12 protein-coding genes and 1 tRNA gene are annotated in these 12,131 nt (G+C 38.6%); 10 read left to right on the forward strand and 3 right to left on the reverse strand.

Translation table 11 applies throughout. The features are described 5' to 3' along the window. The first annotated feature begins 22 nt into the window (after positions 1-22). The 7 genes from J3U67_RS00235 to J3U67_RS00265 all read left to right on the forward strand — a co-directional run bounded on the left by J3U67_RS00235 (position 23) and on the right by J3U67_RS00265 (position 5,898). Positions 23-430: a diacylglycerol kinase gene (locus tag J3U67_RS00235; protein ID WP_100141284.1), complete on the forward strand. Its 408-nt coding sequence runs from the start codon at positions 23-25 to the stop codon at positions 428-430. A 109-nt stretch (positions 431-539) separates the two neighbouring features. Further along, on the forward strand, positions 540-1,466 hold the full coding sequence (locus J3U67_RS00240) for an AEC family transporter (protein ID WP_100141283.1): 927 nt from the start codon (positions 540-542) through the stop codon (positions 1,464-1,466). A 205-nt stretch (positions 1,467-1,671) separates the two neighbouring features. Next, a complete protein-coding gene (locus J3U67_RS00245; RefSeq protein ID WP_267403266.1) occupies positions 1,672-2,601 on the forward strand; it encodes a DMT family transporter in 930 nt (309 codons plus the stop codon). An 8-nt stretch (positions 2,602-2,609) separates the two neighbouring features. Further along, positions 2,610-3,530 (forward strand): LysR family transcriptional regulator, encoded by a 921-nt coding sequence (locus tag J3U67_RS00250; RefSeq protein WP_267391118.1) that lies wholly within the window; start codon positions 2,610-2,612, stop codon positions 3,528-3,530. Positions 3,531-3,836: 306 nt separating this feature from the next. Beyond that, a complete protein-coding gene (gene dapF / locus J3U67_RS00255; protein ID WP_267403268.1) occupies positions 3,837-4,694 on the forward strand; it encodes a diaminopimelate epimerase in 858 nt (285 codons plus the stop codon). After that, a complete protein-coding gene (locus J3U67_RS00260; RefSeq protein WP_267391120.1) occupies positions 4,691-5,344 on the forward strand; it encodes a DUF484 family protein in 654 nt (217 codons plus the stop codon). Before dapF ends, J3U67_RS00260 begins: the two co-directional genes overlap by 4 nt. Further along, a complete protein-coding gene (locus tag J3U67_RS00265; RefSeq protein WP_267391121.1) occupies positions 5,344-5,898 on the forward strand; it encodes a hypothetical protein in 555 nt (184 codons plus the stop codon). Before J3U67_RS00260 ends, J3U67_RS00265 begins: the two co-directional genes overlap by 1 nt. 108 nt (positions 5,899-6,006) lie before the next feature. Here J3U67_RS00265 and J3U67_RS00270 read toward each other — a convergent pair whose 3' ends face one another. Then, on the reverse strand, positions 6,007-6,219 hold the full coding sequence (locus J3U67_RS00270; protein ID WP_100141277.1) for a hypothetical protein: 213 nt from the start codon (positions 6,217-6,219) through the stop codon (positions 6,007-6,009). Between the two features lie 1,067 nt (positions 6,220-7,286). On the opposite strand from J3U67_RS00270, the gene J3U67_RS00275 reads away from it, so the two are divergent. Beyond that, positions 7,287-8,939 carry an electron transfer flavoprotein-ubiquinone oxidoreductase gene (locus tag J3U67_RS00275; RefSeq protein ID WP_267403270.1) on the forward strand — a complete coding sequence of 551 codons (1,653 nt, stop codon included), beginning with the start codon at positions 7,287-7,289 and terminating at the stop codon, positions 8,937-8,939. Positions 8,940-9,009: 70 nt separating this feature from the next. Here the strand turns inward: J3U67_RS00275 and J3U67_RS00280 are convergent, their stop codons facing one another. Then, the gene (locus tag J3U67_RS00280; protein WP_267403272.1) at positions 9,010-9,261 is read right to left on the reverse strand and encodes an NGO1151 family protein; all 252 of its coding nucleotides are present in this window, start codon (positions 9,259-9,261) and stop codon (positions 9,010-9,012) included. A gap of 143 nt (positions 9,262-9,404) precedes the next feature. Between J3U67_RS00280 and J3U67_RS00285 the strand changes: the two genes are divergently transcribed. Together J3U67_RS00285 and J3U67_RS00290 are read left to right on the forward strand one after the other, a co-directional pair. Then, positions 9,405-10,340 carry a hypothetical protein gene (locus tag J3U67_RS00285; RefSeq protein WP_267391125.1) on the forward strand — a complete coding sequence of 312 codons (936 nt, stop codon included), beginning with the start codon at positions 9,405-9,407 and terminating at the stop codon, positions 10,338-10,340. Positions 10,341-10,691: 351 nt separating this feature from the next. Beyond that, positions 10,692-10,767 (forward strand) — tRNA-Thr (locus J3U67_RS00290). A 341-nt stretch (positions 10,768-11,108) separates the two neighbouring features. Here J3U67_RS00290 and J3U67_RS00295 read toward each other — a convergent pair. Beyond that, positions 11,109-12,089: a bile acid:sodium symporter family protein gene (locus tag J3U67_RS00295; protein ID WP_267403274.1), complete on the reverse strand. Its 981-nt coding sequence runs from the start codon at positions 12,087-12,089 to the stop codon at positions 11,109-11,111. Positions 12,090-12,131: the final 42 nt, after the last annotated feature.

Consider the following 12,131-nt stretch of genomic DNA (forward strand, 5'->3'; position numbering starts at 1 on the left):
TTAAAAGGACAATAATATTATCATGCCGGAAAATAATAAGCAGTATGCCAATACTATTAAAGGTAAAACCGGTATACGCCGCATATTCAACGCCTATGGTTACTCTCTGGCTGGTTTGAAAGCGGCTTGCAGCGAATCGGCTTTTCGTCAGCTGTTGTGGTTAAATGGAATTTTGATTGTGCTGGTTTTTGTATTGGATTTTGGCATCCTGACGCGTATGGTTTTAATTATGGCTTCGTTTTTAAGCTGGATTGTAGAGCTTTTTAATACGGCTATTGAAGCAGCTGTCGACCATACTTCGTTGGCAAAACATCCGCTGGCCAAACGGGCTAAAGATACAGCATCGGCTGCTCAATTATTAACCATGTTACTACTGGCAATTTTATGGGTGCTGGCGCTGTGGCGAGATTATCTGGTTAACTGGTTTTAAACCATAGTCACATTGCTGCCATTATGTACGAGCGCTGCCAGATTAAGAATTTCTAAAATTTTTCAGACATATTGACAATCCGATATCTGTTTATCGGTAAGGATATATTATGCATTTTCTGATGATTTTATTACCGGTTTTCGGAATTTTTGTTACTGGATTCATTGGTCAGAAAATCCTTAAATTCGATATAGCCGGATTATCGAAAATGTCTTTGTATATCCTTTCTCCCTTTCTGGCCTTCAAAACGTTTTACAGCCATCAGCTTACTTCTGCTTATGCTTATTATGCTTTCTATGTATTGATTTTGTGTATCGGACTGATTGTGCTGGTGTATCTGTGGTCGAAAATTTGTCATTACCGCAATCAGGATAATTGCGCCTTGATTTTGGCATCATGTTTTATGAATAATGGAAACTACGGTACACCGGTGATTCTGGTATTTTTCGGCAGTGCAGGTTTTGATATCGCTGTGATTCTGATGGTACTGCAACAGTTTGTTATGAGTACATTAGGCACTTATTTTGCAGCAAAAGGCAGCAATGATGTTGAAGGCATCAGCCAGCGCACGGTTTTGAAAAAAGTATTACGCATGCCGATTGTACATGGTGCTTTGTTAGGTTTGATATTTCAGATACTGCATATTCCACTCAGTAAAGAAATTCTGCTGGCTGTGGGAATGATAGGAGATTCTTCTATTCCTGTTATTATGCTTATTTTGGGTATGCAGCTGGCTACATTACATATTAAGCAGATTGAACTGCCCAAAATAAGCTTTGCGTTGATACTCCGATTGATAGTATCGCCTTTGTGGGCTGTGCTGCTGGTGTATTTTATGCCGCTAGACCTGATGGCAAAAAAAATATTAATTGTTCTTGCTGCCATGCCGACAGCAGCCAATACTACATTGATGTCTGTACAATTCAACACCAAACCACAACTAGTTTCTTCTGCTACTTTTTTCAGTACGGTATTAAGCTTGATTACCTTGCCGATAGTGCTGATGCTGGTGCAGCCGCCGGTTATGAATCTGTAAGCAATTTGAGTAGCGAGAGATGCAAATAAATGTATATTCGATATACGCTTATCTGAATCAATTACAGGCCTATTGTTGATTTTCTGGATCTTAAAGTTGTTTGATGTTACTTTATGTAATAAGACTTATTACTCGCTCTATAATGTTCTTTTACTTGAAATGAATTATAACAATATGCAGTACAATTTATTTCAGGATAAAAGACATGGGTATTAACAGACAATTTAGTTGCAGAAGTATTGTATATCTATTGATTACGGTAATTGGTTGGGGAATTATGTATCCCGCATCCAAACATGCCGTATCTTCAGGTATTGATGGCTATTATCTTACTTTTATTCGTTATGTTTTGGGGGCAATGCTTGTCAGTGTGATTTTAATCATTCTAGAAGGTAAAAAAAGTTATCAAACTGAAGGTAAAACCTTGTTACTCTGGTTTTTTGGAAGTATCGGCTTTGCAGGACTAAATTTTCTCACGTTTATTGGAATAGGTTATTCTTCAGCAGAACATGCAACGATTATATTAGCTCTGATGCCTTTATTATCGCTTGCGCTAACATGCATTATTCATCGTAGCTTCCCAGATTCTAAAACTAGTTTCTGCATGCTATTAGCTTTTACTGGTATTGTTTTGGTAATTACTAATGGTAATTTTAGTCATTTGAGGGCTTCATCTAGCTTTATCGGTGATTTGCTACTATTGGCAGCCACTATCTGCTGGGTAATATATACCTATTTTGCCAATATTATGATTTCAGTATATGGCTGGAGTGCTTTACGTGTCACTGCTTTAAGCTCTTCCTTAGGAACACTGAGTATAATATTCATTACTATAGCGGCAACATCATTAGGTTATGCCAGTTATCCGAATTTTCAGGCAATGGCAGCCAGTAAATTTGATATTTTTATTTTGGTTATAACTACTTTAGTGATTATCAGCTGGAATGCAGGTATTAAAGCGCTAGGCACAATCAATGGAGTTTTGTTTGTTAATTTGGTACCCGTTATATCGTACATTATTGGCCTTTTGCAAGGGCATCATGTTTCGTATATTGAAGTTTTGGGAATGGCAGTTACGCTTATAGCATTAATAATGAATAATCTCTATATGCGTCAAAATCAAGCAGATATTTAGTTGTTGAAATGAAAAACCATTTACAGGGTATGAATTTAGCTAGTCTTGAACTGTTTCTCGTAGCAGCTGAAAATGAAAATTTCTCAGCTGCTGCTGAGTATTTGAATATTACACCTGCTGCTGTAAGCCGCTCTATTAAAAGGCTTGAAGAAAGAATTGGTATTGAATTATTCAGTAGAAATACACGTAAAATCAAATTAACACCAGAGGGGAAAATTTATTATAAAAAATGCTCTGAAATTTTAGAATCATTAATCAGTATTGAACGAGAGCTTAAAGAACAAAAAGAGTCTGTAGCTGGAAGACTGAAAATCAGTGTTCCAGAAAGTTTTTTTAACTATAAAATGGCGCCATATTTAAATAAATTTTGTGAACAATATCCAAAACTGAAGCTAGATTTTCATGTAACTAATCGAAATATTGATTTTGTGGCTGAAATTTATGATTTATCAGTGAGGTTGATTCAGCCTGAGACCAAACTTGAGCCCTTTTTAATTAAAAAAAAATTGCATGATGCTACATCCGGTCTGTTTGCTAGTCCTGAATATTTGTCTAACAACAGCATGATACAATCGCCTTCAGATATTAAAAATCATCAGTGTATCAATTTCAGCATAAGCGAAAATAACAAAAAATTCTTATGGAATTCTGTAGATAATCATTCAAAAAGGGATTTTCATTATTCGAATCATATCCAAGTGTTTGACAGCATTCTGGCGACTAAGGTTCTTGCATTGAATGGTTGTGGAATTGTACATTTATTTAAATTTGCGGTGCAGAATGAGTTGCAGAGTAATAAATTGGTAGAAATCTTACCTGAATATTCTATTAATCATACATGGCAATTTTGTTTTCTTTACCCAGAGTCAAATAGGAATTTAGCAAAACTTAGAGTTTTTATCGATTACTTCATTGAAAACATTAAATAATCAAGCAAAAATATTTAGTATATATGCTGATATTTATAAAAAATAATAGGCTGATAGTATTCAGTGTTTCAATAATCAGATGATTTTCATTTTTTTAATACTATTTCTTATATCAGAATATATATTATTAGCGGTTTATACTGAATCTGATTCAAAAGATGAAGTATAAAAAATCACAGTTTAAGTTATTTTTTAAATCATATAAATGTAAAGATTTTTGATTTTATTGGTGTTCAGAACTTATCGTTATCAAGATAAATCGGTATCATAGTCGCCTATCTGCTGGAATAATAAACTGGGCGGCTTATGACAAAGTTAAAATTTACCAAAATGCATGGCTTAGGTAATGATTTCATGGTTATTGATGGTATCAACCAGAAATTTAACCCGAGGACAGCACCAATTGCCGCATGGGCACAACGGCATACCGGAGTTGGATTTGACCAGCTTCTTCTGATTGAGGCACCACGACAAGCAGAAGCTGATTTTCGCTATCGGATTTTCAATGCAGATGGTTCTGAAGTGGAACAGTGTGGAAATGGCGCACGGTGTTTTGCCCGCTTCGTTTATGATAAAGGATTAACCAGTAAAAAGCAGATTGTGGTAGAAACAGCTGGCGGTGTGATTGTGCCCCGTTTAACCGATGATGGTTTGGTAACAGTAGACATGGGTGTGCCGTTGTTGGCTCCGGAGCAAATTCCGTTTACCGCTATTGATGAGGATGATGCTCGTAGTATCAGCCATCAGCTTGTAATCGGCAATGAGACTGTTAGTGTTACCTGTGTCAATATGGGCAATCCGCATGCGGTGATAGTGGTGAAAGATATTGAGCAAGCACCTGTACACCGGCTGGGAGCAGCTATTGAAAACCACAAACAGTTTCCTCAACGCGTTAATGTCGGTTTTATGCAGATTGTGGCACCACGCAGGATTCGTCTGCGTGTTTTTGAGCGAGGTGTTGGAGAAACTCAGGCCTGTGGTACGGGTGCCTGTGCTGCAGTTGTAGCCGGAATCAGTTTGGGATTACTGGGCGATGATGAACCGGTAGAAGTTAATTTGACTGGGGGGCAGTTATTAATCAGTTGGCAGCAGCAACCTGATGCTCATGTATGGATGACAGGGCCGACCCAGAGTGTTTTTGATGGGGAGATTGATTATTTATGAGTATCAAAGAAGCAGATGTACGTGCGTTTTTACATGCTCAGCCAGAGTGGCTGTACGAACATGCAGCAGAGTTTAACCTGCGACCTATTGAAAGCAAGATAATGTCTTTCCAGCAGGGCCGGATGCAGTTTATGCAGCGTAAAACGGAAAAAATGGCTTCACAATTGGTACAGATGTTGGGAGAAGCGGATGCTAATCATACTTTGATGGCTAAGTTCATGGCTTTCGACCGACGCCTGCTCTTGGTAAATACAGTCGCTCAATGGCAAAGGGCAATTCACGATGGCTTGAAAAACGAATTTGTATTACCTGATTTCGCCTTGAAAATTGTTACCGAAGCACCTAAAAGTGTGCGTATACCTGCTTCTTTAATGGCAGATGATAAGGTTAAAGCTGTAGCAAAAAAACTGAATAAGCCCATATGTGGTACCTTACCTGTGGTTGTTTTACGGGAATTATTGCCCGTACAGCCTCGTCTGGAAAGCTTTTTACAACTGCCATTGCGCTGGCAGGAACAGACGCTAGCAATTTTGATAGTCGGCCATGAGGATGAAGCTCATTTCACATCGGATATGGCTACTGAATGGGTAAACTATATGGCAGAAAATATGGCCGTGGTACTGGCACGTCTGCTAAAACTGGTACACTGATGACTACATTAATCATTTATGCGGTTGTAATGATTTATGCAGTCCTGTTTGTGTGGCAATGTTGTAAATATCAATTTTATGGCTGGCTGGCTGCTGCGTTAACCATTTGGGTGATTTTGGCAGCTATGAGTAGTGTGGTATTGCCGGGTATTGCTGGTTTGTTTAAACCGTTAAATTTATTTCTGATGCCAGTTTATGTGCTGTTGGGTTCGGTGTTTATGCTTCATCAGCGCAATAGACTTAAAAGCAACGGTTATTTATCTAATCTGCTTTATAGTAGTTGGTTACAGTTTGGAGCGCTGGCTATCTGTTTGACGCTTATTTTATGTCTAATCAGAAATACAATTTTATTAGTTCCTTTAATGGTTAGTGTTTTACAGATGCTTACTTGGCAACCTTTATACTGGATTGGAACTCAATGGTTATTGATGTTGATGCTATTTTCACGTACAGAAAATAAACAAAAAACGGTATGGCGCATGCAGACATTGTTGCTCTTTTGTTTATTTACTCAACTGATATATCTAATGTTAAGTTTTAGAGGAAAATTGTAGTTGGAGTTTGCTATTGTTTTTGAGCCAGATCTCAACTTTGCATCCTTTTTAAGAATCAGATAATAAAAAAGCCAGACTGGAAAGTCTGGCTTTTTTAATTTGATGTGCTTAGTGAGAAGCAGCTTCTGCAGAAGCGCCAGAAGCAACAGCAGGAGCTGAAACTTCAGAAGCTGGAGCTGGTTCAGAAGCCGGAGCTGGTTCAGAAGCTACAGGAGCTGAAACTTCTGATGCAGCAGAAGCAGCAGGAGCTGATTCATCTTTATTACAAGCAGCCAAGAACAAAGACATCAGGGCAGCAGCAGCTAACAGAGATTTTTTCATGATTATGTACCTTAATCTGTATCAAAAAGTATTACTTTAGTGATGGAAGTCCAGTTTTTGCACACTATATCATTTCTTCAATAAATAGCTACAGTGCGCATAACTTGTGCAAATCGAATTATGCCCCGCCTTGCAAACTAATGCAATCTGCCAAAGGTGTATTTTTGTTAAACAGCTACAGAAGCTTGTTGAGAATGGCGCGTTAGAATCTAGTCTAGTGCAGGATATACTTACTAGATAAGCAATAAGATTAAGGTATGGGTATAGTTATAAGATATTGATAAAATTTAATAAAAGTAAATAATATTCAGCAATAATGTTACAGTTTAATGATTACCCAACAAAATTACTGCAAATTAGAGAAGTTGTTTTTTTACAACAAATTTACATATTTATGGTTTATATACCTTGGATTCAGCTTGGTTTAGCTGCTGACACTGTGGATGATTTTCGTGCAATCTTGCCACAATTAAGTTAATAGGGAATGTTGATAGAGCAGCTGACGTACTTTAGGTTTATCCTAATTACAGTCTTCAATCTGATTATCAATTTCTGAGTCTATTAACAATGAAGTAATACCAATTAATCGCAATGAAAAGGTGTTAATTTTCATATTCAGAAATCAACAAAGATTGTTGTTTGGTTTTTTAGGATTGGTTGTGTAGCCAATTTTTCAGTTTGAGAAAATCAAAGCGATTCTCAGCATGAACCCTTGCTTTGAAATGATGTGCGCAGAATATAGACTATTACTACGGTTATTCTATTGAAACAAAGCCGTTGAAAAGTTAATGTTGATAAAACCTGTTGGGATAGATATCGTACATTTATTGAAATACAGTTTATTGTATTTTTGAGAAGTAATTTTTCAGCTTATATTCAAATATTTTAAGTAATGGTTTATTCCTTGGTTTGGCTAGTGTGAAATGGAAATCAGAACAGGCTTAGTCCCTTAGTCACTGTCTGAAGCCATTGTTCGATATAATGACAAGTTTTGAGTATTCAGCATGCATTTACAGGCATGGCTACTGAATTTTGAGTAATTTTGTTTCTATGCAGGAAAACTTATCATGACAGATACCCTTGAACGCGAGAGCATGCAATATGATGTTGTTATTGTGGGGGCCGGTCCGTCAGGTTTATCTGCTGCCATACGTTTAAAACAATTGGCCGCTAAACAACAGCGCGAGATTAGAGTATGCGTTGTTGATAAAGGTTCTGAAGTTGGAGCGCATATTATTTCCGGTGCTGTAATTGACCCTCGTTCATTATCGGAGCTGATTGAAAATTGGCAGGATAAAGACGCTCCGTTATCGTGTGCGGTGAAACAAGACAGTTTGCTGTTTTTAACCGAAAAAAAAGCTTACCGTCTGCCAACGCCAGCCAGTTTTAATAATCAAGGCAATTACATCATTAGTCTGGGCGTGTTTTGTCGTTGGCTGGCGCAGCAGGCGGAAGAATTGGGCGTAGAAATATATCCTGGTTTTGCCGCTACAGAAATACTTTATCATGCTGATGGTTCGGTACGGGGAATTGCCACCGGCGATATGGGCGTTCAACGCGATGGTACTCCTGGTGACCAATATCAGCAGGGTATGGCATTGTTGGCACAACAGACTATTTTTGCTGAAGGTTGCCGCGGTTCGCTTACTAAAGTACTGATGCAGCAATTTGATTTAAGAAAAGACTGCCAGCATCAAACTTATGGAATCGGAATTAAAGAATTATGGGAAATCGCACCGGAAAAATCCAAACCCGGAACTGTGATTCATACTATAGGCTGGCCATTAAATCAGAAAACCTATGGCGGTTCTTTTTTGTATCATTTGAATGATAATAAAGTAGCAGTTGGTTTTGTGATTGGTCTGGATTATCAGAACCCTTATCTGTCTCCGTATGCAGAAATGCAGCGCTACAAAACTCATCCGGCCATTCGAGCTACATTAGAGGGTGGTAAACGTATTGCTTATGGTGCAAGAGCGCTGAGTGAAGGTGGCTTGCAAAGTTTGCCCAAACTAACATTTCCTGGTGGTGTTCTGGTTGGTGATACTGCTGGTTTTCTGAATGTGCCGCGAATTAAAGGTATTCATGCCGCTATGAAATCCGGTATGCTCGCAGCAGAGGCCGTTGCTGAGGTATTAAGCGAGGAAGCTAGCGAAAGCAGTAATGCAGAGGCAGTAAATTATACAAGTTTATTCAGAAACAGTTGGTTATTTAGTGAGTTGAATAAAGTCCGCAATGTACGTCCTGCATTTAAATGGGGTCTGTTGGGAGGCCTAGTTTATGGTGCACTAGAAGAATATGTGTTCAAGGGTAAGGCACCATGGACTCTAAGGCATCAGCGGGCGGATTATGCGTCTTTACGGCCAGCACAAGATTGCCAGAAGATTGATTATCCTAAACCGGATGGCAAACTCACATTTGATCGTATGAGTAGTGTATTTTTGGCTGGTATCAGCCATGCTGAAAACCAACCTGTACATCTTAGGCTACACAATCCAGAATTGGCCATTAGTGTTAATTATCAAAAATTTGCTAGTCCGGAAACGCGTTATTGTCCTGCTGGGGTGTATGAAATTATAGAAGAAGCAGGAGAACCACAATTGCAGATTAATGCGCAGAATTGTGTACACTGTAAAACCTGCGATATTAAAGATCCTGAACAGAATATTGACTGGGTGTGTCCCGAAGGCGGTAGCGGACCAAATTATGCCGATATGTGATTGCTGGCATGAAAAACATCAGAGTTGAGCATATACAGACCAGCCATCTGCTGCTGGTCTGTTTTATGATTTAATGTTCGCGTTCATGAAAAAACACGTAAGTGGCATCATGAAATAATTCTACTTGCGGATTTTCTTCATACTGCAATTCAGCAATTTCGTTATCAAAAGCTGTTCGAATAGATTCTGTAGCTAGTTCTGCTAAATCTGCGGGCAAGGCTCTCAATAAACCTTTCAGTGCAGTGGCTAGCACACGGTTTTGCATGAGTAGGGCTTCGTTATTTTCTTCGAGAAATTCAATTCGTTGTTCTAAGGTACTCATTATTTGATTCCTGATTAAATTGGACAAAATATACATTATTTTAGCATTTTAACCTACAAAAGTTGTTATAATTACCTATATATGGCACAGTGAAAATTCATGTGAAGCGAGCCAGAATACATCAGACGATAAGAAGTGAGGGCATGGTGAAAAACCAGTATGAACAACAAAATCAATTTGTTTTTACTTTAAGTGAAGATAATCCGCCTGCACAGCAATCTATGACTAATACAGATAGTGAGTCGGCTGAAGCCAAACCTGATTGGGTACGTAATCTTGAACAACTGCGCCAGAATAAAAAGAAGCATGATAATCATGCTGTTCATCATGATGTGAACAAGAGTATTAAACCGACAGTGGTTGTGCATCAAACCAGAAGACACGAGCACGCTTTTAATACTTCTGCTGTAGTAACAGGTACAGTACCTCACAACCGGCAGCCTGCTACAGCTAAACCAAAAAAACCTAATCCTTCCCAGTATAATCGGACTGATGAGGTAGTATTGGATCCGATACAGCGAGAACGTGTTTATCGTGCCTACCTGCAGCAATGGCAGCAGCAGAGTACGTTGGAGGCTCAGCAACAAGAATCTGCCTTGAATGATACAGCATTACTGATTCAGGAAGACTGGCTGGCTGCCCAAAGCTGTTTGCAAAGTGCTCCGATTGATGAAACTTTGCCATCTGGCTGTACTGTTCAACTAAAAGGAAATCAGGCAACGATTGTGCAGGCTGAGACTTCTGAGTCTGATGTTACTGATGTCAATACAGACTTTAGTGAAAATGGCCAGCCAGTAATTCATGTACATATGCATGTAATCGAGCCGCGAGGTACAGCAAATCGTGCTGTTACCTGCATTTCAGAACAGGCTCTATTGCAGCAGCTTAGTGAAAAATTACGCCCTCATCTAGCCGATGTATTATCTGGTATGGTCAGGGTAGCGGTACAGAAACATACTGCTGGGCTGGTAACAACGCTACAGCGTGAGCTATTGGCGGAAGTGCCTTCGGCAGTGGATGACGTGCTGAAATATAACTTGACACAAGTTATGAACAATTTTAAGAAAAGACAACGTTAAAATTTAATGTCAGTATTTTAGCTTTGCTATTTGCTTCTGTAAAAGAGTAGTAGCTGAAGTTGCTAACATATCTATTGATTATTAGAAATAAAGAATTTTTCTAACATAGCATAGTAGAAAGAAATTGTGTTTTGAATATAATTATGCTTATTGCGATTATTTTTAATTAACAGAAGCATAAAATTTAATGAGATAGTAACGCATAAAAAGTACGGCTACTAAATAAGCTTTATATGTATGATTAAGTATAAATTCTTAAGATTCTAAGATTTCAAGCATGTTTTGTTAATGATGGTGAATCAAAGGTAGGTATGTTATACTGCGCGCCATTCTGAAAAAATTTATCCGTCAGCCAGTATAGCTCAGTTGGTAGAGCAGCGCACTCGTAACGCGAAGGTCGTAGGTTCGATTCCTATTACTGGCACCACAAAAATTCATTAGATCAATTATTTGTGACAATTCTGCGTCACTTATTCCATTTTCAACTTAAATTCCCTTAATTGTATCGTCATTCTTTGAATTAAGCATTGTATATTTATCGCAACCATCAACGTGATGATAAATATACTGAATGTGTTCTAATTACATGCAAAGAAATCACAAATATTTCTTATTAAAACAAAAATTTGTGCTAATAGTAAGCTTACTACTGAACCTAAAAGTTGTATTTGCATACATCTGAAAAACTATTACTCATTTGGTTCAGTTTTTCTAAAATGAAAAATATTTAAACCAATTATAATCTGTCGCAATAGTACTAGGTAACCGTTATGAAATTGGTTTATTTGTGCGAGCATAGCGTTGCGCCAGTACAGCGCAAATCATCAATTGTAGCTGGTGAAAAATCATCAATGGTAAGAGCATTATACCTACCATATTGGCAGGAAACAGAACGTTAGCCATAGGTACGCCATTGGCCAAGCTTTTTTTGGAGCCGCAAAACACAATTGTAATTTCATCGGCTCGTTTAAAACCTAGTAACCGTGCTACCAGTGTATTGATCGTAATCACCAGAAATAGAATCACTAGGCTCAGCATCACAATCATACCAATTGAACCCAGATTTACTTTGTGCCATAAGCCTTCAACCACTGCATCACTGAAAGCCACATACACAACCAGCAGAATGGAACTACGGTCTGTGCGGTTAATCCAGACTTTGTGCTGATGAATCCAATTGGCTAATAAAGGGCGTGCAAGGTGTCCGATTACAAAAGGTAGCATTAACTGCATCAAAATGGATTCTATCGCTGCTGCGGTATCAACGCTGTTGCCACTGGTTGGCATCATCAGTCCTACCAGAACAGGTGATAGAAAAACACCGAGGATACTTGAGGCAGAAGCACTGCAAACAGCAGCAGCCACATCTCCGCCAGCAACGGAGGTAAAGGCAATTGCGGATTGCACAGTGGCGGGTAGGGCGCATAAATATAGAAAGCCAAGATAAAGTTCGGGAGAAAGCCAGTTTGGTACCAGTATTCTTAGACATAGACCAATTAGCGGAAACAGGATAAATGTGCTGCAAAAGACCAATAGATGCAACCGCCAATGTCTGATTCCTTCAGTAACAGCCTGTCGAGACAGCTTGGCACCATGCATAAAAAAAAGTAGTGCAATAGCGATGGTCGTTAGATAGCTAAAAAAAGTTTTGACGCTGCCCTGACACGGAAGAATAGTAGCAGTACCGACAACCAATAGCATAGCCAGTAAAAACGGGTCTATATAAAATTTTTTAAGCAAATTGTTCATGGCAGCTCAGCGTTTGCGTACGTAATTACAAAAGGCAATATT

The sequence above is a fragment of the Snodgrassella sp. B3837 genome, from assembly GCF_026535955.1.
Taxonomy (GTDB): Bacteria; Pseudomonadota; Gammaproteobacteria; order Burkholderiales; family Neisseriaceae; genus Snodgrassella; species Snodgrassella alvi_E.

Coding starts and splice junctions, on each gene's coding strand:
- J3U67_RS00235 (WP_100141284.1), top strand. CDS start 23: ATGCCGGAAAATAATAAGCAGTATGCCAATACTATTAAAGGTAAAACC.
- J3U67_RS00240 (WP_100141283.1), top strand. CDS start 540: ATGCATTTTCTGATGATTTTATTACCGGTTTTCGGAATTTTTGTTACT.
- J3U67_RS00245 (WP_267403266.1), top strand. CDS start 1,672: ATGGGTATTAACAGACAATTTAGTTGCAGAAGTATTGTATATCTATTG.
- J3U67_RS00250 (WP_267391118.1), top strand. CDS start 2,610: ATGAAAAACCATTTACAGGGTATGAATTTAGCTAGTCTTGAACTGTTT.
- dapF (WP_267403268.1), top strand. CDS start 3,837: ATGACAAAGTTAAAATTTACCAAAATGCATGGCTTAGGTAATGATTTC.
- J3U67_RS00260 (WP_267391120.1), top strand. CDS start 4,691: ATGAGTATCAAAGAAGCAGATGTACGTGCGTTTTTACATGCTCAGCCA.
- J3U67_RS00265 (WP_267391121.1), top strand. CDS start 5,344: ATGACTACATTAATCATTTATGCGGTTGTAATGATTTATGCAGTCCTG.
- J3U67_RS00270 (WP_100141277.1), bottom strand. CDS start 6,219: ATGAAAAAATCTCTGTTAGCTGCTGCTGCCCTGATGTCTTTGTTCTTG.
- J3U67_RS00275 (WP_267403270.1), top strand. CDS start 7,287: ATGACAGATACCCTTGAACGCGAGAGCATGCAATATGATGTTGTTATT.
- J3U67_RS00280 (WP_267403272.1), bottom strand. CDS start 9,261: ATGAGTACCTTAGAACAACGAATTGAATTTCTCGAAGAAAATAACGAA.
- J3U67_RS00285 (WP_267391125.1), top strand. CDS start 9,405: ATGGTGAAAAACCAGTATGAACAACAAAATCAATTTGTTTTTACTTTA.
- J3U67_RS00295 (WP_267403274.1), bottom strand. CDS start 12,089: ATGAACAATTTGCTTAAAAAATTTTATATAGACCCGTTTTTACTGGCT.